Raw genomic sequence first — 19,558 nt, 5'->3', positions numbered from 1 at the left:
GGCTACAACGTCAATCTCGGTCCTGCTGCGCGACAAATTCGCGGATCCAATCGGCCAACTGAGTGGGCTCGGCGAGCAGTTGCCAATGCCCGGCCGCCACTTCCCGCCGCAGCAGATTCGGCGCCCAGTGCTGCAAGTTATCGAACAGGTGCGGTCGCACAAACCGGTCGCGAGTGAGCACCACCACCTGCACAGGCACCTGAGTAAACCGTTGGCGCGGCATAAACAAACTGCGGATGAAATTCGCCCGGTACAGCTTCACGCCGTATTGGCCGTCTTCGCGCTGGGTCGGGTTAATGCGCACCGGCCGGATGCCTTCCATGGTGCGCAAAATGCGCGGCCACAGCGTCGCCATGCCGTGACGCCAGGCCAGTTCGGGCAGCCAGGGAATATGGAAAAAACCGATGTACCACGAGCTGAGCAGCTGGCTCAGCATCTGCTTCAGCCCGCTCAGGCTGCGCGCCTTGCCGCGCTGGCCCATCCAATAGCCGATGTGGTCCAGGCATGGACCGGAAATGCTGGTGTAAGAGGCGATCCGGCGCTGAAGACGCGGTTCGGTCACGCCTTCCCAGCTTTGAATCGAGCCCCAGTCGTGGGCGACCAGATGCACCGGTTTATCGGGACTGTGGGCCAGAATCACGGCCTCTAAGTCATCGGCCAAAAGCGGCAAACGGTAGTCGCGACGGTGCCGGGGTTTATCCGATGCGCCGGCGCCACGGACGTCATAGGCGATGACGTTGAAGTCTGCCGCTAAGTGGTTAATCAGCGGCAGCCAGATGTCGTGGTTATCGGGGTAGCCGTGCACCAGCAGCACTGTGGGCCCGTCTGGGTTGCCCCAGCGGTACGTAGCCAGGCGCACGCCGCCGCTGTCGACCATCACCTGATCGGTTACGGCGGCGGGGCTGGCGATGTGAACGGCAACAGTCATGGCAACACTCCAATTCGGGCAGGTTGTCAGTATTGAAGGGCGACGGCGCGGGTGACCAGAGGCCGGCGTGCAGTGCGTAGGTGGTGCGCAGGCGCTGTTTGAGTCGACAGGTGCCGCACTAGAGCGGTGGCCCTTATTTATAGGCCCGGCCTGGCAAATGGAGTTCCAACCCAAGGTTGGGGCGGGAGATAAGATTTGGGTGTTCAACTGCGTGCCAGGCGAAAACCTGGGTCCCCGCTTTCGCGAGGACGACGGTCAGCCGCGGTTCCACGTTCCCTTCATTCACCGCAACGACAAATGCCGGCTCAACAGGGCCCGCAGCGCCGCCGGCTTCACCGGTTTAGGCAGAAAGTCCAAACCCGCTGCATGAACTTGAGCAATCAGTTCCGGGCGCCCATCGGCACTGATCACCACCCCGGGCACCGGCTCGCCCAAGCGTGTGCGCAGCCAGGCCATGAGTTCGGTGCCGGTTTCGCCTTCGTCGAGGTGGTAGTCAACCAACGCCAGTTGCGGGCGCACGTCTTCGGCCAGCAGGTGCTCGCATTCCAGGCGATTTCGCGCGGTCCACACCTGGCAACCCCAGCGCGATAGCAGGCTGTGCATGCCGACCAGAATGCTGTCTTCGTTGTCCACGCACAGCACATGGGCACCGCTCAGGTGGTGACCGTTGGCATCGGCGCCGTTGCTATTCACGACGGCGGGCGCAGGCGTGCGTGCCAGCGGTACGGTCACGCTGAAGACGCTGCCTTTGCCTGGCCAGGAACGCACTTCAAGCTTGTGGCCCAGCACGCGGCACAAGCCATCGGCGATGGCCAAGCCCAGCCCCAGGCCTTTTTCGGCGCGGGTCTGGTGGCTGTCCAGGCGCTTGAATTCTTCGAAAATCACCGCGCGTTTGTCGTCTGGAATGCCCGGTCCGCGGTCCCACACTTCCAGGCGCAACCCTTCGCTGCACCGGCGCACGCCTAAGAGCACGTGGCCGCTGGCGTAGCGGAAGGCGTTGGTGAGGAAGTTTTGCAGCACGCGGCGCAGCAGCTTGATGTCGCTGTCGATGCGCAATTGGCTGCCGCGCAGGTGGAAGGCCACGCCCTGTTCTTGCGCTTGGGCTTTGAACTCGGCGCCGAGGGCATCGAACAGCGTGTTCAACTCGAAGGCGTGACGCTCGGGGGTGATGCGGCCGTTTTCCAGGCGCGAAATATCCAGCAGGTCGCTGATCAGGTCTTCAGCCGAGCGCAGCGAACTGTCGAGGTGGCGGATCAATTGCTGGGCCTCGCCCGGCAGCGCTTCAGCCTGGTGGGCGAGGGCGGCGGAGAACAGCCGCGCCGCGTTCAGAGGCTGCATCAGGTCGTGGCTGACAGCGGCAAGAAAACGGGTTTTCGATTGGTTGGCGTGTTCCGCCACGCCCTTGGCTTCGCTCAGGGCCAGGTTGAGCTGGGACAGTTCGTGAGTGCGCGCGGCAACCCGTTGTTCCAACCCTTCGTTGGCCTCTTTCAACTGTTGCTCTGCATCGCGGAACGCGGTGATGTCGGTGAAGCTCATAACGAACCCGCCGCCCGGCATCGGGTTGCCGATCAGCTCAATCACACGGCCATTGGGGAACAGTCGTTCAGAGGTGTGCGCACGGCCTTGGCGCATCCAGTACAAGCGGCGCTCGACATGCGCATCCGCTTCGCCCGGCCCGCACAAACCGCGCTCGGCGTTGTGGCGAATGATGTCGGCAATCGGCCGGCCGACGCTGATCAAACCATCCGGGTAATCGAACAATTCCAGGTAGCGGTGGTTCCACGCCACCAACCGCAGCGCGGGGTCGACCACGCTGATGCCTTGGGTGATGTTTTCGATCGCGCCTTGCAACAGGGTGCGGTTGAACTGCAGCACCTCCGAGGCTTCGTCGACGATGCGCACCACATCCTCGACCTGCATGTCGCGGCCTTCAATGGCAGCCTTTACCACCGCGCGGGTCGACGAGGCGCCGAGTACACCGGCCAGCAGACGTTCGGTGTGGGCAATCCAGTCGCCATTGGCCGGCTGGTCGGGGTTGAAGGTTTTGCCTTGGCGGTAGGCGAAGCGAATAAAGCTTTGTTGCGCGCGCTCTTCGCCGACGAAACGGCTGGCGAGGTTAAGCAAGTCGTCCACCTGCACGGCAAGTTGGTTGCGGCTGCTGGGCTTGTTGCCGAATTCCTGGCTAATAAACCGCCCGGCTTGCCAGTGCTCGGCCACGCGTGTGCGGGAAAAGTACGACACCCACACGAACAGCGTGCAGTTGCTCGCCAGCGACAGCACGACGCCACGGGTGAGCGGGTCGACCTGCATGCCAATGGACTGATACAGCAGAAACTCCAGCCCCGGAAATTTCGCCAACGACCAGCCCAGGCTGTGCGCCACCACCGGCAATACCAGCGTGTAGAACCACACCAAGCAGCCGGCCGTGAGCCCGGCAAACACGCCACGGCGGTTGGCCTGTTTCCACAGCAGGGCGCCGAACATCGCCGGCGCCAATTGCGTGATGGCGGCGAAGGAAATCTGGCCGATGGTTGCCAGGCTGGCGTTCGAGCCGAGCAGGCGATAGCAGACGTACGCCAGCAGCAGAATCACCACAATGCTGACGCGGCGAACCGAGAGCATCCAATGGCGGAACACCTCGAAGGGCCGCTCGGCGTTTTGCCGGCGCAGCAACCACGGCAACAGCATGTCGTTGGAGACCATCGTCGACAGCGCCACCGCTTCGACAATCACCATGCCGGTGGCAGCCGAGGCGCCGCCGATAAAGGCCAGCATCGCCAGGGCTGGATGGGCGTGGGCCAGCGGTAGGCTGATGACGAATGAGTCGGGAATCACCCCGGCCGGCAAGAGCATTTTTCCTGCCAGGGCGATGGGGATGACAAACAGCGCGGCCAGCGCCAAATAGGCCGGAAACACCCAGCGGGCCAGGCGCGTATTTTTCGGCTCGATGTTTTCCACCACCGTGACGTGGAACTGCCGTGGCAGGCAGACGATGGCCATCATCGCTACGCCGGTTTGCACGATCAGCGACGGCCAGTTGATGGTTTCGGCCCAGAACGATTCGAGCTGCGGCGCGGCGGCGGCTTGGTCGAGCAGGTCGCCGAAGCCGTTGAACACGCCCCACGTCACGTAAGCGCCCACCGCCAGGAAGGCGAGCAATTTCACCAGCGACTCGAAGGCAATCGCCAGCACCATGCCTCGGTGGTGCTCCGTGGCGTCGAGGTTGCGGGTGCCGAACAAAATCGAGAACAAGGCCAGCACCAGTGACACCACCAAGGCGGTGTCTTGCGAGCGGGTGCCCGTGGTGTCTTGCACGTGGCCGGTGCCAATCAGCATGTTGACGCCGAGCACAATGCCTTTGAGTTGCAGGGCGATATACGGCAGCACGCCCACCAGGCAGATCAGCGCGACCACGACCGCCAGCAGCTGCGATTTACCGTAGCGCGCGGCGATGAAGTCGGCGATGGAGGTGATGTTTTCCTGCTTGCTGATCATCACCATTTTCTGCAGCACCCAGGGTGCGAACAGCATCAGCAGAATGGGCCCGAGGTAGATCGGCAGGAACGACCACAGCTGCCCGGCCGCCTGGCCGACGCCGCCGAAGAACGTCCAACTGGTGCAATACACCGCCAGCGACAGGCTATACACCCATGCTTGTACATTGGCCGGCATAGGCGTGCGGCGGCGGTCGCCGTAAAAGGCGATGGCGAACATAATGGCCATGTAGCACAGGGCGACCGTGGCGATCAGCCCGCTGGACAGCGACATGCGTACTCCGAAAACAGCTGGTTTATTTGGCGCGTCGAGGTGGCGAGGTGGAACGCCAGGACGCTGCTGAGTGTCGCATCAAAGTGTCATCCAGTCAGGCGCGACTAAGGTCGCACGCAGCGTTTCGCCGCACCCAAGCGCCGGCAGTCGTCCATAGGAATTCAGTCATGTTCAAACCCCAACTCATCACCCTGCAACGTGGCGCGTTGCGCCTGGAGCCGTTGCTCGAGGCGGATATTCCAGCGCTGGTCACGCTCGCCGATGCCAACCGCGCGCAACTTGTTTATATGAGCGGCCCGTTGCGCCTGGATTGGTACCGCAGCGCGCTTGCCCAGCAGCGCGACGAGCAGGCGTTGCCGCTGGTGGTGCGCTTGGGTGATCGGCTGGTGGGCACTACGCGGTTTTTCGACTTTCACCCGGAACTGCCGTCATGCGAAATCGGGGGCACGTGGCTGGACGCCAGCCAACATGGCACAGGACTGAACCGCATGATCAAGTACCTGATGCTGCGTCATGCTTTCGAAAGCTGGGACATGGTGCGCGTGCAACTGCGAACCGCCGCCAGCAACGGGCGCTCGCAAGCGGCCATCGAAGGGCTGGGCGCGGTGCGTGAAGGCGTGTTGCGCAACCATCGGCGTTTGGCCGATGGGCGCCTGGACGACAGCGTGCTATATAGCCTGACCGACCGCGAGTGGCCGGCAATCAAGCAGCAGTTGGAGGCGCGTTTCAGCGGGTAGCGATGGCAGCGGGTAATGCAGCAGGGTGTTGGCAGGTAGAGAGTTTTTCGGCGTTAAACGGCTTGCGGCGCAACGCATCAACCAGTGGACGAGCACGTCGACGGTTTGGCAGGCGAACGAATGAACCGCTCGCAGTTGTTCGCTTACGGTTTGCGCGACAGCGTGCCGATGATTGTCGGCATCGCGCCCTTCGGCATTATCTACGGCACGTTGGCGAGCGTCGCCGGGCTCAGCCTGTGGCAGGCGTTGGGCATGTCGTTGCTGGTATATGCCGGCTCGGCGCAATTTATCGCCATCAGCCTGCTCACCGCTGGCACCGGCGCGGCGGTCATTCTGTTCACCACCTTGATCGTCAACTTGCGCCATGTGCTTTACAGCGCTTCGTTGCAGCCTTACATCGCCCATCTACCGCAAGCGTGGCGCGTGCCCTGGCCTTTGGCCTGACCGACGAAACCTTTGCCGTGGTACAGCGCCGCTACCTGGCGCACGGCGCCGGTGGCCATGGCCATTGGTACCACGCCGGCGTGGCGCTGGCCTTGTACCTGTGTTGGATCAGTTCGTCATTGCTTGGCGTGTTGTTTGGCCAAGCGATGCCGAGCCTGGCTGACTGGGGGTTGGATTTCGCTATGTTGGCCACCTTTATTGGCATCGTCGTGCCGCTGCTGCGCAACACGCCGCAGGTGGCTGCTGCCGTAGTCGCGGGCGCCGTGGCTGTGGCGTGTCACGCCCTGCCTTACAAACTCGGGTTACTGGCGGCGGCCATGGCCGGGATTGTCGTGGGTGTATTGCTGGAGCGTCGCGCCAGCAAATCCGTGGTCGGGGAGGGCGCGTAGTGCAAACGTGGTGGCTGATTCTCGGCATGGCACTCATCACATTTGCCGTGCGCTACAGCTTGTTCGCCTGGCCGAACCTGCGCTTCCCGCCGCTGGTGCTGCAAGGCTTACATTACGTGCCGACCGCGGTGCTTACGGCGATTGTCGTGCCCGGCATGTTGATGCCCGATGGCGAGCACCTGGCGCTTCGTCTGGACAACGCTTACTTGCTCGCCGGTCTTGGCGCAATTGTGATCGCTGCCGTTACCCGGCACTTGCTCGCTACCATTGGCGGTGGGTTTGTCCTGTTCTTCCTGCTGCGCTGGGCGTTCGGCCAGTTGCCACTGTAACGGCGATTTTTTTCGCACTTTCCAGCACAAAATCCGTTTCGTCCTGTGGCTTTGTGCCACGCATTTGCAGTCAATGCTGGACGGCCGGCGTGGCCTCACCACAGGTACACAGGGATCATGACCACACACTCGCAGTTCGCTTTGTTGGGTAAAAAACGCTTTCTGCCTTTCTTCGTGACGCAATTGCTCGGCGCCTTCAACGACAACATTTTCAAGCAGTCGTTGATTCTGGCCATCCTGTTCAAACTGAGTATTTCTGGCGACCGCACCGTGCTGGTGAACCTGTGCGCGCTGCTGTTTATCCTGCCGTTTTTCCTGTTCTCGGCGCTGGGCGGCCAGTTCGGCGAGAAGTTCGACAAGCACCGGCTGATCCGCGCCATCAAGCTCGCGGAAATTCTGATCATGTCGGTGGGCGCAGCGGGCTTTCTGCTCAACAACCTGACGCTGATGTTTGTCGCCCTGTTCGGCATGGGCACGCATTCCGCGCTGTTCGGGCCGGTGAAGTACTCGATTTTGCCGGCAGCGCTACGTGAAGACGAACTGGTGGGCGGCAACGCCTTGGTCGAGATGGGCACGTTTCTGGCCATTCTGGCGGGCACCATCGGCGCCGGTGTGATGATGTCCGAGCAAACGTATGCGCCGCTGGTGGCCACCGCCATCGTCGCCATCGCGGTTGCCGGTTACGTCGCCAGCCGAGGCATTCCGCCCGCGTCGGCGGCACTGCCGAGCCTGGTGCTGGACTGGAACATCTTTCGCCAGTCGTGGGCCATTTTGCGCATGGGCCTGGGCCAGCGTCCGGCGGTGTCGCGCTCGATTGTCGGCAACTCGTGGTTCTGGTTTCTCGGCGCAATTTATCTGACGCAAATTCCTGCGTACGCCAAAGAATGGCTGTTTGGTGACGAGACCGTGGTGACGCTGATTCTCACCGTGTTCTCGGTCGGCATCGCCTTGGGCTCGATGCTGTGTGAGCGCTTGTCGGGGCGCAAAGTGGAGATCGGTCTGGTGCCGTTTGGCTCTATCGGTCTGACGGTATTTGGCATCTTGCTGTGGTGGCATTCCGGCAACTTCCCTCAAACCGCCGAGCCCCACAGCTGGCTGCAGGTGTTGAGCTACGGCCAGGCGTGGTGGGTACTGGGCGATATTCTGGGCATCGGTATTTTTGGTGGTTTTTACATCGTGCCGCTGTACGCCCTGATTCAGTCGCGCACCGCTGAGAATGAGCGTGCACGCGTGATCGCTGCCAACAATATCCTCAACGCGTTGTTCATGGTGGTCTCGGCCATCGCCTCGATTCTGTTTCTGGCAGTCGCCAAGCTGACCATTCCGCAGCTGTTTCTGGTGGTGTCGCTGATGAACATCGCGGTGAACAGCTACATCTTCAAAATCGTCCCTGAATTCACCATGCGCTTCATGATCTGGCTGCTCAGCCATTCCATGTACCGCGTCGAGCACCGCGAGCTGGGTCGGATTCCAGACGAGGGCGCCGCTGTGTTGGTGTGCAACCACGTTTCGTTTGTGGATGCGCTGCTGATTGGCGGCGCGGTGCGCCGGCCGATTCGCTTCGTCATGTACTACAAGATTTACAACTTGCCGGTGCTCAACTTTATCTTCCGCACCGCCGGCGCCGTGCCGATTGCCGGGCGCAGCGAGGACCTGCTGATCTACGACCAGGCATTCAAAAGAATTGGCGACTACCTGAAGAACGGCGAGTTGGTGCTGATTTTCCCGGAGGGCAAGCTGACCACTGATGGCGACATCAACGAGTTCAAAGCCGGCGTGACGCGCATTCTGGAAGAGAACCCGGTACCAGTGATTCCGCTGGCGCTGCAAGGCTTGTGGGGCAGCTTCTTCAGCAGGGACCCGAACAAAGGCTTGTTCCGTCGCCTGTGGTCGCGCATCACCCTGGTAGCCGGCGCACCGCTGGCGCCGGAAACGGCAACGCCGGCTGTGTTGCAAGCGCAGGTAACGGGTTGCGAGGCAACATCAGGTAAGCCTTTCGTAGGAGCCAGCTTGCTGGCGAACCCTGCAAACGATGATCGCGAATGTCGTTTGCAGGGTTCGCTAGCACGCTAGCTCCTACAGGCGTTGCCCTTGCTAGTGGCTGAGCTTGAGGCCAACCAAGCCGCAAATAATCAACGCCACGCTGCCCAATCGAATCAGCGTTACGGCTTCGCCAAACAGGACGATGCCGGCGATGACCGTGCCCACGGCACCCACGCCCGTCCATATCGCATAGGCAGTGCCCAGCGGCAGCTCTTTCATGGCAAGACCCAGCAGGCCCAGGCTAACGAGCATCGCGCCAACGGTGAGTGCAGTGGGAAGAGGGCGGCTGAAGCCGTCGGTGTATTTCAGGCCGATGGCCCACGCCACTTCGAACAAGCCGGCGACGATCAGAATGATCCAGGACATGAGACTAACTCCACAGTGTGTGGGGTCGTCCCCGAGTGAAAGGCAGGCCCAAGGTCGTCCTCAGGCTGTGCGGTATTTTGCACAAGGTTTGTCAGATGGCAAGCCTGGCAGACGTTTCAGGATATGGACTGATTAGGCTTTTCTAGGGAGCCAGGTGCCGCTTGGTCATCTTGCATACGGCGAAACCACGTTGCGAGCAGCGCCCCGGAAATGTTGTGCCATACGCTGAACAGCGCGCTGGGCACCGCAGCTAGCGGGAGAAATGCGCGCTGGCAAGCGCGGCGCCGAGCCGGAGTTTTGCATCCCCACTTCCAGCGCCAGCGATTTACGTTGCGCCAGCGGCAGCTTAAATACTTTGCCGGTGAAGTAGCCCAGCAAAAATCCAAAGCTGTTGTGCAGAATTACCACCGCCATGATCAGCAAACCGGACTCGGCGATTTTCGCCTGACTGGCTGCCACCACGGCGCTGACGATCAGCACAATGCTGACGACCGAGACCAGCGGCAGCACATCCACCGCCAACCGCGTGCGTTCGCCGAGCAGCCGTTGCGCGACGACGCCCAGCACGATCGGCAGCAACACCACTTGCAGGATCGACCAGAACAGCTCGGCAAACGACACCGGCAACCAGGCCGACGCCAGCAGCCAGATCAAGGCAGGCGTTAACAATGGGGCGAGGAGGGTGGTGACGGCCGCAATGGCCACCGATAACGCCAGGTCGCCTTTGGCCAGCCAGGTCATCACGTTGGAGGCGGTGCCGCTCGGGCAGCAGCCGACCAGAATCACGCCCACCGCAATCTCTGGCGGCAGGTTAAACAGCTGGCACAACAGCCACGCCACGCCCGGCATGATCACAAAATGCGCAACCACGCCCAATGCCACGCGCCACGGATGGCGGGCGACTTCGGCGAAATCGTCGAGCTTGAGTGTCAGGCCCATGCCGAACATCACCACGCCCAGCAACGGCACGATGGCGACCTTCAAGCCGATAAATACATGGGGGAAGAAGAACGCCACCACGGCGAACAGCAGCACCCAATACGCGAACGTATTGCCAACGAAACGACTGAGAGCTGCGAGTGCGCGCATGGTGAGTTCCTAAACCGGGGTTAAACGCCTTGCGGAATTTCTTCGCCGCCCAGTGCTTCGAACAGCTGCGGCAGGAATTCGTTAAAGGTCAGCATCATCAGGGTGAAGCTGGCGTCCAACTGACCCAGGGCTTCGTCGCCGCCGTCCTGTTCGGCTTGGTCGGTGAGCAAATCTTCAAAGCGCAGGCGCTTGATGATCAGTTTGTCGTCGAGCACGAACGACAGCTTGTCTTCCCAGGCCAGGGACAGCTGAGTGACGAATTTGCCAGACGACAGGTGCAGCTGAATTTCTTCGCTGGTCAGGTCCTGACGCTTGCAACGAACAATGCCGCCGTCTTCCTGAATGTCGCGCAGCTCGCATTCGTCGAGCACATGGAAGCCCGGCGTAGCCGTTGGGTTTTGACCCACTCGGTCATGGTGGCGGTCGGTGCAACCTTCACCGAAAGCGGACGCACCGGCAGTGAGCCAATGGCTTCACGCAGGGTGGACAGCAGGTCTTCGGCGCGTTTCGGGCTGGAGGCATTCACCAGGATCAGGCCTTGTTTCGGCGCGATGGCGGCAAACGTGGAGGAGCGGCGAATAAAGGCACGGGGCAGGAAGGCCTGGATGATTTCATCCTTGATCTGGTCGCGCTCCTTTTTATAAACCTTGCGCATCTGCTCGGCTTCGATCTCATCGACCTTCTCTTTAACCGCATCGCGCACGACGCTGCCAGGAAGAATGCGGTCTTCTTTGCGCGCGGCGATCAGCATGAAGTCCTGGCTGACGTGAACCAGCGGGGCGTCTTCACCTTTGCCGAACGGGGCGATAAAACCGTAGGTGGTCAGTTCCTGGCTGGCGCAGGGGCGAGCGGGTTTGGCGGCCAGTGCGGTTTCCAGTGCTTGCGCATCGAAGGGCAGATCTTGGGTGAGGCGATAGACGAGCAGGTTGCGGAACCACATGAGGGAAGAACTCCATTTTTTCGCAAAGCGCGCATTATTCCCCCCTGAACGCCATTGGCCAACCCTGCGCTAAGCCTTTGGAACGTCAGTAAAAATTATTTTAAAAAGGGCTTGCCAGGGTGAGGATCGCTCCGTAGAATGCGCCCCACTTCGAGAGTGAAGGGTGATTAGCTCAGCTGGGAGAGCATCTGCCTTACAAGCAGAGGGTCGGCGGTTCGATCCCGTCATCACCCACCAATCGAGGTTACGCGCAGCGGTAGTTCAGTCGGTTAGAATACCGGCCTGTCACGCCGGGGGTCGCGGGTTCGAGTCCCGTCCGCTGCGCCATATTATGAGGCTCTATAGACTGAAGTAGAGACTCAACGAGAAAGCGGCCATTGGCCGCTTTTTTCGTTTCTGCCCTCCGCGTTTTACTCCCTTCTTTTTATTGCCTGGCACCGCTCAATTGAGTCGCCTGCGCGCAGTTATTTTTTTCAAAAAAACCGCCGGATTTTTTCCTCGCCTTTTCCCGGATAAATTCCGTTTGGATGCCTGAACTTATGGCACTTTTCCCGTTCGTATCCCCGTAGCCAGTGATCCCGGCGGCCTGCTAAGCTCCCCGCTTCACTCGATTGCCCTCTTTTGCACTAACAAGGAATGAGTATGAGACAACATCGTTTAGCGGCGGCGGTGGCCTTGGTTGGCCTGGTGCTCGCGGGCTGCGATTCGCAGACCAGCGTTGAGCTGAAAACCCCCGCGCAAAAAGCGTCCTACGGTATCGGCTTGAACATGGGCAAAAGCCTGGCTCAAGAAGGTATGAACGATCTCGATTCCAAGGCAGTTGCTCAAGGCATCGAAGACGCTATCGGCAAGAAAGAGCAGAAGCTCAAAGATGAAGAGTTGATGGAAGCGTTCGCTTCGCTGCAGAAGCGTGCTGAAGAGCACAGCGCCAAGCTCGCCGAAGAGTCCGCTGCAGCCGGCAAGAAATTCCTCGAAGAAAACAAGAAGCGTGACGGTGTGACCACCACGGCTTCGGGTCTGCAATACGAAATCGTCAAGAAGGCCGATGGCCCTCAACCTAAAGCTTCCGATGTGGTGACCGTTCACTACGAAGGCAAGCTGACCGATGGCAAAGTGTTCGACAGCTCTGTTGAGCGCGGCAGCCCGATTGATCTGCCGGTTAGCGGCGTGATTCCAGGTTGGGTCGAAGCCCTGCAACTGATGCACGTTGGCGAGAAGATCAAGCTCTTCATCCCGAGCGAACTCGCTTACGGCGCGCAGAGCCCGAGCCCGGCAATTCCTGCCAACTCGGTACTGGTTTTCGATCTGGAACTGCTGGGCATCGAAGACCCGTCCGCAGCGTCGGCTCCAGAACCCGCTCAGTAATACCTTCGTGTCATCCCAGCGCCCCGTCTCGACGGGGCGTTGTTGTTTCTACGGGTTTAAAATCCGAACCACGGGTTGACTGGCGGGTCTTAAATGAGCATGGGTGTTACGGTTATGCACATTTCGCGAACAACTCCCATCGCCGCCAAGTGACACTTTCGTACCAGGTTTATATATTCAGTAACTCGCTGATTTAGTTGGTTTTTTTGCGCTGATTAAAAAATGCCCGATCTGTAGCAAAGCCCCGCGCCATGGGCTTTGGCTTGCACCCTTAGCCGCTTGTTCACAAGGTTATCCACAGCTTCGGTGGATAACCCAGCCAGCCCAGCGCGCACGCGGGCTGAGGAGAAATGCCGATGAAAACGCCATGGAATTTCGCCCGTTACCTGCCATTGGCGCAGCGGTTTATCGCCCGCGGCCGATTGCCTGCGTTGCTCCTCGCAGTCACGCGCAAGAGCGCATCCCAGGGCGGTCGTCTGGGCGCATTGAAGGCAGAGTTACGAGTGTTACTGGCGCTGTGTATGGCGTGGTGGCGCGGTGAATATCGCGGCATCAGCTCACAAGCGCTGCTCTCGGTGGTGGCGGCGTTGTTGTATTTCCTCTCGCCAATCGACGCCATACCCGATGCGCTGCTTGGCGTTGGTTTCATCGATGACATCGCCGTGCTCGGTTGGCTGCTGCGCACCTGGAGCGGCGAGCTGGATGAGTTCCGTGCCTGGCTCGCCGCGCGAACCCCGGCGCAGCAGGAAGAATTGCTGAGGTTGCCATCACCAGTGCCATCATCGGAAAGCAATTCCGCGCCCTAGCCACGGGGAAAACTTGCCCCGCGCATCACGCCCCGTTGGCGATTTGGGCTGTTAAGATGCCCGCTTACAAGGAAAGTGCTGAGCCAGTCGGCACTGCTTTTCCATGGGGTGGGCGGTGATGGATGTTCAGGTAATCATGCGTGATGGCGAGGCCGAATATGCGGTGCTGCCATGGGCGGAGTATCAAGCGTTATTGCAAGCGGCAGGGCGTGCTCCGGCCACAGCGGTAGCGGCCAGCGAGCCGATTGCGTCGGCGTCCAGTCTCAGTGAAATAACCGCGCTTCGTGAGGCCAAGGGTCTGAGCCTCGAGGCGTTAGCGCGTACGGTGGGCATCAGCCCGCACTATCTCGAGATGATCGAAAGCGGCGAGCGCCAGCCGGATTCGGCGATTCGCCGCGCCCTCGCCTGGAACCTTGGTGTCAGCAGTTGGGAGGCCGATACGTGAGCGTCAGTATCAGTCGCCAGCATTGGCAGGCACTTCTGGGTGAGCTCGCTGAAGCTCGCCGGCAACGGCATCTACTCACGTACCGCGCCCTGATCGAACGGTTGGAATTGCCAACCCCGGCGATGCAAACCCTCACTGCAGCATTGGAGCACTTGGCGGCGCTGGACGCTCGTGCGGAAAACCCGCTGCGCAGCGCCTTGGTTATCAGCCAAGGTGCCAGCCGTTTACCGCGCACGGGTTTTTCGAATGCGCGGTTCGCTTGGGGCGCTTCAGTGGTCCGAGCGACGGCATCGCTGCGGCCTCCTGGCATGCGGCCGAAGTGGTGCGTGTGTTCGAGTACGACTACCCGGAAGAGGTCTGAGTGGTTTATTGGCGAGTTAAAGCGCGCCTGGGCTATTTCGTTGCCCGGCGCTTGTTGCGCTGGCCTGCGTTGGTTAAGCAGCCGCGAGTCTGGGCCTGGATGGAAGGCCAGTTTGCTCGAATGGCGGCATTGGACGACGTGCCCGCGCAAAGTTTCTACGGTCATTTACTGGTGTTTCGCGGTCGCGGTTTCGGCGCCCGGGAAGAAGGTATTCGCCTGCTCGGGAAGGCTGCGGCGGGTGGCGATGCCAAGGCGGCGTATCAGCTTGGCGTGCTCAGTCTGGCGGGCGACACGCGCAACGCTCCGGATGGCATCGAGGCTGCGCGCTGGTGGACGCTGGCGGCTGATGCGGGTCACCCACTGGCCGCTCGCCGTCTGGCGCAGTTGTACGCCGAAGGTGAGCACGGCTTGGCCGCCGCCCCGGCGCTCGCCGAGCGTTACGCTCAACGCGCCACCGAGTTGGGTATTTAGTCAGGCGGTAAGCTTTTGCGTGTCGATAATGTGCAGGCTGTAGCCGGGCACATTTTTCGCCTGGCGTTTGGCTTCCGAGGCCAAGGCGGCCAGTTGCGCTGCGTCCAGATTGGCGCAACTGGACGGATGCAAATGCACCACGCCCAACGACAGCGATAACAATGGAAACTCCTCGCGGTGGCCTTTGCGGTTATGCGCGATGAAGCAGCCAGCCTCCAAGTGTTCCGCGCTGTAAAAGCGTCGGCACTGGCCCTGAAAATCTTCCAGCAGACGATTCAAGCGCGCCCGCCAATCTTCCGAGCCCAACACCAGCAGGAAATCGTCGCCGCCGATATGGCCGACGAAGTCTCGCGTCGGGTCCACCCGTTCATTCAGACACTGCGCCAGGCACAACAGAATCTCGTCGCCTTTGGCGTAGCCGTACAGGTCGTTGAACGGCTTGAAACTGTCGATATCCACATAGCAAATCACTGCCTCGCGGCTCTGCTGCAGTAGGCGCGTCAGGCATTGCTGAATGGGCACGTTGCCCGGCAGTAGTGTGAGCGGATTAGCGTGCCGCGCCTGCTGAATTTTCAGTTCGGTAATCAGCTTGAGCACATCGATCACGCGCCCCAGGCCCAGATAGCGACCGTGCAACGTGATGATGAAATCCTCCTCCATGCGTTGCCGCGCGCGGCTGGTGAGCAGGCGGCTGACCTTTTGCAGGCTCTGGCCGATGTCCACTGCCAGGAAGTCGGTGCTCATCAGGCGACTGATCGGCTTACGCGCGAACAGGTCGGTGGCGAAGGGTTTGAGCAGCGCATCGGACAACGAGTGCCGATGGACGATGCCCACCGGCTGCTGTTCTTCGTTCAGCACCGCTAGCGAGTTCAGGTTCGCTTGGGCACGAAAGGCTTCGAGCACGGCGGCAATCGGCAAGCTTTCTTTTACCGCAGGTTGTTCATTGAGCAAGGCGGTGAGGTCGCTACCTTCGTCGTTCAGTGCCGGCGCGCTGGCATCGAGTTGGGGCAACAAGCTACGGGCATCGCGAGGCGGCAATTCCTGCGGGCGGCTGAGTAAGTAGCCTTGCAGCAGGTCGACGCCCATCTCAGCCAGCACTGTCAGCTCTTCAGCCAGCTCAATGCCTTCGGCGATCACCTGCGCGCGGGAGGCCTTGGCCATTTGCAAAATGGAGCCGACGAACTCGCGCTTCACGGCGTCCTGGTGAATGCCGTCGATAAAGTGCCGGTCGATCTTCACATAATCGGGGCGCAGTTCGGACCACAGGCGCAGGCTGGAATAACCCGCGCCGAGGTCGTCCAAAGCAATCGAAAAGCCCATGGCGCGGTAGTGGTGAAGGGCGGTGTAGAGCAGGGAAAAGTCTTCGGTCGGCGATTGCTCGGTAAGTTCGATCACCACCTGGCTCGGCGGAATGCCGTAATTCTGCAGCAGTTGCAGGGTGCGCCCGGGCTGGTGCGTCGGCTCCAGCAATGAGTCAGGGGAGACGTTGAGAAACAGCTTTCCCTCGAGCCGGAGCTCGCTGAACGCACGGCACGCGCTCTTGCGGCAGGCCAGTTCCAGCTCGCTCAGGCGGCCGGCGTGGCGGGCTACGCCAAATAAATTGACGGGGGAGTGCAGCGGGCTGTTAGACGGGCCGCGTGTAAGGGCTTCGTAGCCAAGAATGCGTCGTTCGGACAGCGACACGATGGGCTGAAACAGGCTATGCAGGTCGCCGTGAGCAAGGATGTGGTCCAGCGCGCTCAACTGCTCGGTGACGGTCATGGGTCGCTCTCGATGTCCTGAAAAAACAAAGGGGCTGATATCGCTATCAGCCCCTTATTTCACGACAGTTTGATGACTGCTTGATGACGCTCCGTCAGTGCTTGGCCATTGCCGAGTTCAAACCCAGGTAGTCGAGCAGAATCTGGCCGGTTTCGGACAGATAGGCATCGTCTTCGGGTTTCAGTTTGTCGTCTTCGGTGGGCAGTGCGTCTTCGTCTTCTTTCTTCAGTTCCTTCAACGGCTCCTGGCCCTTGGCGGCGCGGCGGGTGTTCTCCATGGCCAACTGCTGGGTTTCGATGTCGGTGTGCTGCGCGCGGCGTTTAACCTCGTTGAGGCTCACGGTGGTTTCGTGGCTCAGCTTTTGTGCCAATTCCAAACGCTCGCGGGTGAATACGAAGTCGGCGTCTTTGGCGACGCGCGCATCGTGACGGGCTTTGAGCTCAACCAGGAACGGTTTGAACGGATCGCTTTCCGGCTTGATGGCCGGGCGGATGCTGTCCCATGGCATGGCTTCTGGCAGCGCACTTTCGCCAATTTCCTTGGTGTCGACCACGGCAGGGTAAGCGATGTCCGGCAGTACGCCCTGATGCTGAGTGCTCTGGCCGGAGACGCGGTAGAACTTGGCCAGGGTCAGTTTCAGTTCGCCATGGTTAAGCGGCTGAATGGTTTGTACGGTGCCTTTGCCGAAGGTCTGGCCGCCGAGGATCAAGGCGCGGTGATAGTCCTGCATGGCGCCGGCGAAAATCTCCGAAGCCGACGCCGAGAGACGGTTCACCAACAATGCCATCGGGCCGCTGTAATAGGTGCCTGGGTTTTCATCGGCCAGCACGTCGACACGACCATCGGCATTACGCACCAGTACGGTCGGGCCCTGGTTGATAAACAGACCGGTTAGCTCGGTGGCTTCCTGAAGCGAGCCGCCGCCGTTATTGCGCAGGTCGATAACCACGCCGTCGACTTTCTCTTTCTGCAATTCAGCCAGCAGTTTTTTAACGTCACGCGTGGTGCTTTTGTAGTCTGGATCGCCAGCACGGAACGCTTTGAAGTCGAGGTAGAACGCCGGAATTTCAATCACGCCGAGCTTGTAGTCGCGCCCATCGTGCTTGAGTTTGAGTACCGATTTTTTCGCGGCTTGCTCTTCAAGTTTTACCGCTTCGCGGGTAATCGAAACGACTTTGCTGGTCTGGTCATTCGGGCCGTTGGTGGCAGGCACCACTTCCAGGCGAACCACCGAACCTTTTGGACCGCGAATCAGTTTGACCACTTCATCCAGACGCCAGCCGATGACGTCGACCATCTCGCCATTGCCTTGGGCAACGCCAACAATCTTGTCAGCCGGGGCCACCTGTTTGCTCTTGTCGGCAGGACCTGCCGGCACCAGGCGAACCACTTTCACGGTGTCGTTATCGCTTTGCAGCACGGCACCGATGCCTTCAAGCGACAGGCTCATGTTGATGTCGAAGTTTTCCGCGCTGTCGGGAGACAGGTAGTTGGTGTGCGGATCGTAGGACTGGGCGAAGGTGTTGATGTAGGCCTGGAAGATGTCTTCGCTACGGGTTTGCTCCAGACGCGACAGTTGATTCTTGTAGCGCTTGGTCAGCAATTCCTGGATCGCGGCGGGTTCTTTGCCGGCGATTTTCAAGCGCAGCACTTCGTCTTTTACGCGCTTGCGCCACAGCTCATCGAGCTCGGCGGTGTCTTTGGCCCACGGCGCTTTTTCGCGATCGACCATCAGGCTTTCATCAACGCCGAAGTCGATTTTGTCGATGCCTTTATTGAGCAGGCCGAGGGCAAAATCGAGGCGCTGTTTCAGGCGGTCGAGGTGACGTTTGTAAATGGTGAACCCAGGGTCGAGATCGCCACTCTTAAGGAAATCGTCGAACTGTGTGCGCCACTTATCAAACTCGGCGATGTCGCCGGCCGTGAAGTAACTGCGCGACGGGTCGAGCAGCTTCAGGTAGCTCTCATAGATGATTACCGAGCGCTCATCGTTGAGCGGCGGTTTGCTGTAGTGATGGCGCTTGAGCAGCTCCACTACATTGAGACTGGCGATTACCTGCTCGCGGTCTGGTTGCAACGCGTCCCAACTGTTTTTCGCGGTCGCAGTGGCGCACGCCGTGAGAGGGAGGGCACTGAAACCGATCAAAAGGGCTAAGGCGGAACTGGGTAAAAAGCGCTGCATGCTGAGTCGACGCGAGGGTAGTTGATAACGCATATTAGGCCGTCTTTGAGAGCGCCGGTTCCGTTGCCCGGCTGCATAATGCAAATAGCTCGATGGTTCGCACCGGGCTCAGTCCGAACTCACTATGGAGGCACCGTGAAGGCATTGCAAGGCGTTGAAGGACGCGCTGAATGGGCAGATCGACCAAGTCTCACCTGCGACGTCGGACAGATCCGAATTCGCGTTGCCGCGGCCGGTCTCAATCGTGCCGACCTGCTCCAGCGAGCCGGCCATTATCCGCCGCCTCCGGGTGCCAGCGACACGCTGGGTCTGGAATGCTCCGGGGTTATCACCGAAGTTGGCGCAGGCAGCTCATGGCAGGTCGGCGATCGCGTTTGCGCGCTGTTGGCAGGCGGTGCGATGGCCGAGGAAGTGGTGGTCGATGGCCGTCATGCGCTGCCGGTTCCACAAGGGTTGAGTCTGGTTGAAGCGGCTGTGATTCCTGAGGTGTACGCCACTGCCTGGCTGAACATTTTTCAGCTGGCGCAGTTGAAACCCGGCGAGAAAGTGTTGCTGCACGCCGGCGCCAGCGGCGTCGGTTCGGCAGCTATTCAGTTGTGTAAAGCGTTCGGTAACCCGTGCTGGGTGAGTGTGGGTTCTTCAGATCGCCTGGCCTATTGCGAAAGCCTTGGCGCACAAGGTGGCGTGCTGCGAGACAAAGACCTTGAAAGCCTGCGCGATTTCGCACCGTTCGATGTGATTCTGGATCCGGTGGGCGCGAACTACGCCGAGCTCAACCAGCAAGTAATCGCACTGGATGGGCGCTGGGTGTCCATTGGTGTAATGGGCGGCCGCCAAGCGACGTTCGACTTGGGCCTGATGCTGGCCAAACGCGTGCAGTTTTGCGGTTCCACGCTGCGTAGCCGAAGCGATCAGTTCAAGGCCGATTTGCTGAGCGATTTGAGTCAGCACGTCTGGCCGCTGTTCACAGAGGGTCGACTAAAAACCGCAATTGGAGCGTACCTTTGCCAGCAAGGATGTGGAGGCCGCTTTTGCTGCACTCGCCAGCAATACTGTGTCCGGAAAGGTTGCGTTGCTGTTGGATGAATCTTTAAGTTAATCAGCAGTTTCCATTGCGCTTTTATATTGCTGTTC

Annotated in this window: 11 protein-coding genes, 2 tRNA genes and 6 pseudogenes; 12 read left to right on the top strand and 7 right to left on the bottom strand. The window is 60.3% G+C overall.

The window, feature by feature from the left end:
* Positions 1-10: 10 nt before the first annotated feature.
* Together ACZZZP_RS16575 and ACZZZP_RS16570 are read right to left on the bottom strand one after the other, a co-directional pair.
* Positions 11-928, bottom strand: a complete 918-nt coding sequence (locus ACZZZP_RS16575) for an alpha/beta fold hydrolase (RefSeq protein WP_463383494.1) — start codon at positions 926-928, stop codon at positions 11-13.
* 282 nt (positions 929-1,210) lie between these two features.
* A complete protein-coding gene (locus ACZZZP_RS16570; RefSeq protein WP_463383493.1) occupies positions 1,211-4,696 on the bottom strand; it encodes a hybrid sensor histidine kinase/response regulator in 3,486 nt (1,161 codons plus the stop codon).
* 167 nt (positions 4,697-4,863) lie between these two features.
* Here ACZZZP_RS16570 and ACZZZP_RS16565 point away from each other — a divergent pair, with 167 nt between their 5' ends.
* From ACZZZP_RS16565 to ACZZZP_RS16550, 4 genes and pseudogenes are all read left to right on the top strand, one after another.
* Positions 4,864-5,433 carry a GNAT family N-acetyltransferase gene (locus ACZZZP_RS16565; protein ID WP_463383492.1) on the top strand — a complete coding sequence of 190 codons (570 nt, stop codon included), beginning with the start codon at positions 4,864-4,866 and terminating at the stop codon, positions 5,431-5,433.
* A gap of 120 nt (positions 5,434-5,553) precedes the next feature.
* Positions 5,554-6,266: pseudogene (locus ACZZZP_RS16560) on the top strand (AzlC family ABC transporter permease).
* Positions 6,266-6,595 (top strand): AzlD domain-containing protein, encoded by a 330-nt coding sequence (locus ACZZZP_RS16555; RefSeq protein WP_463383490.1) that lies wholly within the window; start codon positions 6,266-6,268, stop codon positions 6,593-6,595. Before ACZZZP_RS16560 ends, ACZZZP_RS16555 begins: the two are co-directional and overlap by 1 nt.
* 117 nt (positions 6,596-6,712) lie before the next feature.
* Positions 6,713-8,563, top strand: a pseudogene (locus ACZZZP_RS16550) (MFS transporter); the annotation flags it as partial.
* Between the two features lie 126 nt (positions 8,564-8,689).
* Here ACZZZP_RS16550 and sugE read toward each other — a convergent pair.
* The 3 genes and pseudogenes from sugE to rdgC all read right to left on the bottom strand — a co-directional run bounded on the left by sugE (position 8,690) and on the right by rdgC (position 11,033).
* Complete coding sequence (sugE, locus tag ACZZZP_RS16545; RefSeq protein WP_122493884.1) at positions 8,690-9,004, bottom strand: quaternary ammonium compound efflux SMR transporter SugE; 315 nt, start codon at positions 9,002-9,004, stop codon at positions 8,690-8,692.
* 116 nt (positions 9,005-9,120) lie between these two features.
* A pseudogene (locus ACZZZP_RS16540) lies at positions 9,121-10,093 on the bottom strand (bile acid:sodium symporter family protein).
* Positions 10,094-10,113: 20 nt separating this feature from the next.
* Positions 10,114-11,033 (bottom strand): annotated as a pseudogene (gene rdgC, locus ACZZZP_RS16535) (recombination-associated protein RdgC).
* Positions 11,034-11,194: 161 nt separating this feature from the next.
* Between rdgC and ACZZZP_RS16530 the strand changes: the two are divergent.
* The 7 genes and pseudogenes from ACZZZP_RS16530 to ACZZZP_RS16500 all read left to right on the top strand — a co-directional run bounded on the left by ACZZZP_RS16530 (position 11,195) and on the right by ACZZZP_RS16500 (position 14,481).
* Positions 11,195-11,270, top strand: a tRNA-Val gene (locus ACZZZP_RS16530).
* A gap of 13 nt (positions 11,271-11,283) precedes the next feature.
* Positions 11,284-11,360: transfer RNA gene (locus ACZZZP_RS16525), tRNA-Asp, on the top strand.
* A gap of 315 nt (positions 11,361-11,675) precedes the next feature.
* Positions 11,676-12,398, top strand: a complete 723-nt coding sequence (locus ACZZZP_RS16520) for an FKBP-type peptidyl-prolyl cis-trans isomerase (RefSeq protein WP_463536714.1) — start codon at positions 11,676-11,678, stop codon at positions 12,396-12,398.
* A 356-nt stretch (positions 12,399-12,754) separates the two neighbouring features.
* The gene (locus tag ACZZZP_RS16515) at positions 12,755-13,204 is read left to right on the top strand and encodes a YkvA family protein (RefSeq protein WP_463383485.1); all 450 of its coding nucleotides are present in this window, start codon (positions 12,755-12,757) and stop codon (positions 13,202-13,204) included.
* A 118-nt stretch (positions 13,205-13,322) separates the two neighbouring features.
* Complete coding sequence (locus ACZZZP_RS16510; RefSeq protein ID WP_463383484.1) at positions 13,323-13,649, top strand: helix-turn-helix domain-containing protein; 327 nt, start codon at positions 13,323-13,325, stop codon at positions 13,647-13,649.
* A pseudogene (locus ACZZZP_RS16505) lies at positions 13,646-14,010 on the top strand (hypothetical protein). The gene ACZZZP_RS16510 and the pseudogene ACZZZP_RS16505 overlap by 4 nt, the downstream one beginning before the upstream one ends.
* Complete coding sequence (locus ACZZZP_RS16500; protein WP_463383483.1) at positions 14,011-14,481, top strand: SEL1-like repeat protein; 471 nt, start codon at positions 14,011-14,013, stop codon at positions 14,479-14,481.
* Here the strand turns inward: ACZZZP_RS16500 and ACZZZP_RS16495 are convergent, their stop codons facing one another.
* The gene (locus ACZZZP_RS16495) at positions 14,482-16,242 is read right to left on the bottom strand and encodes an EAL domain-containing protein (RefSeq protein WP_463383482.1); all 1,761 of its coding nucleotides are present in this window, start codon (positions 16,240-16,242) and stop codon (positions 14,482-14,484) included.
* Positions 16,243-16,336: 94 nt separating this feature from the next.
* A complete protein-coding gene (locus ACZZZP_RS16490) occupies positions 16,337-18,424 on the bottom strand; it encodes a carboxy terminal-processing peptidase (RefSeq protein ID WP_463384734.1) in 2,088 nt (695 codons plus the stop codon).
* 135 nt (positions 18,425-18,559) lie between these two features.
* Here ACZZZP_RS16490 and ACZZZP_RS16485 point away from each other — a divergent pair.
* A pseudogene (locus ACZZZP_RS16485) lies at positions 18,560-19,523 on the top strand (NAD(P)H-quinone oxidoreductase).
* Positions 19,524-19,558: the final 35 nt, after the last annotated feature.

The organism is Pseudomonas sp. AC211, from assembly GCF_979258055.1.
This window is presented reverse-complemented; position numbering and strand designations above follow the sequence as displayed.

Coding starts and splice junctions, on each gene's coding strand:
- ACZZZP_RS16575 (WP_463383494.1), bottom strand. CDS start 928: ATGACTGTTGCCGTTCACATCGCCAGCCCCGCCGCCGTAACCGATCAG.
- ACZZZP_RS16570 (WP_463383493.1), bottom strand. CDS start 4,696: ATGTCGCTGTCCAGCGGGCTGATCGCCACGGTCGCCCTGTGCTACATG.
- ACZZZP_RS16565 (WP_463383492.1), top strand. CDS start 4,864: ATGTTCAAACCCCAACTCATCACCCTGCAACGTGGCGCGTTGCGCCTG.
- sugE (WP_122493884.1), bottom strand. CDS start 9,004: ATGTCCTGGATCATTCTGATCGTCGCCGGCTTGTTCGAAGTGGCGTGG.
- ACZZZP_RS16520 (WP_463536714.1), top strand. CDS start 11,676: ATGAGACAACATCGTTTAGCGGCGGCGGTGGCCTTGGTTGGCCTGGTG.
- ACZZZP_RS16515 (WP_463383485.1), top strand. CDS start 12,755: ATGAAAACGCCATGGAATTTCGCCCGTTACCTGCCATTGGCGCAGCGG.
- ACZZZP_RS16510 (WP_463383484.1), top strand. CDS start 13,323: ATGGATGTTCAGGTAATCATGCGTGATGGCGAGGCCGAATATGCGGTG.
- ACZZZP_RS16495 (WP_463383482.1), bottom strand. CDS start 16,242: ATGACCGTCACCGAGCAGTTGAGCGCGCTGGACCACATCCTTGCTCAC.
- ACZZZP_RS16490 (WP_463384734.1), bottom strand. CDS start 18,424: ATGCAGCGCTTTTTACCCAGTTCCGCCTTAGCCCTTTTGATCGGTTTC.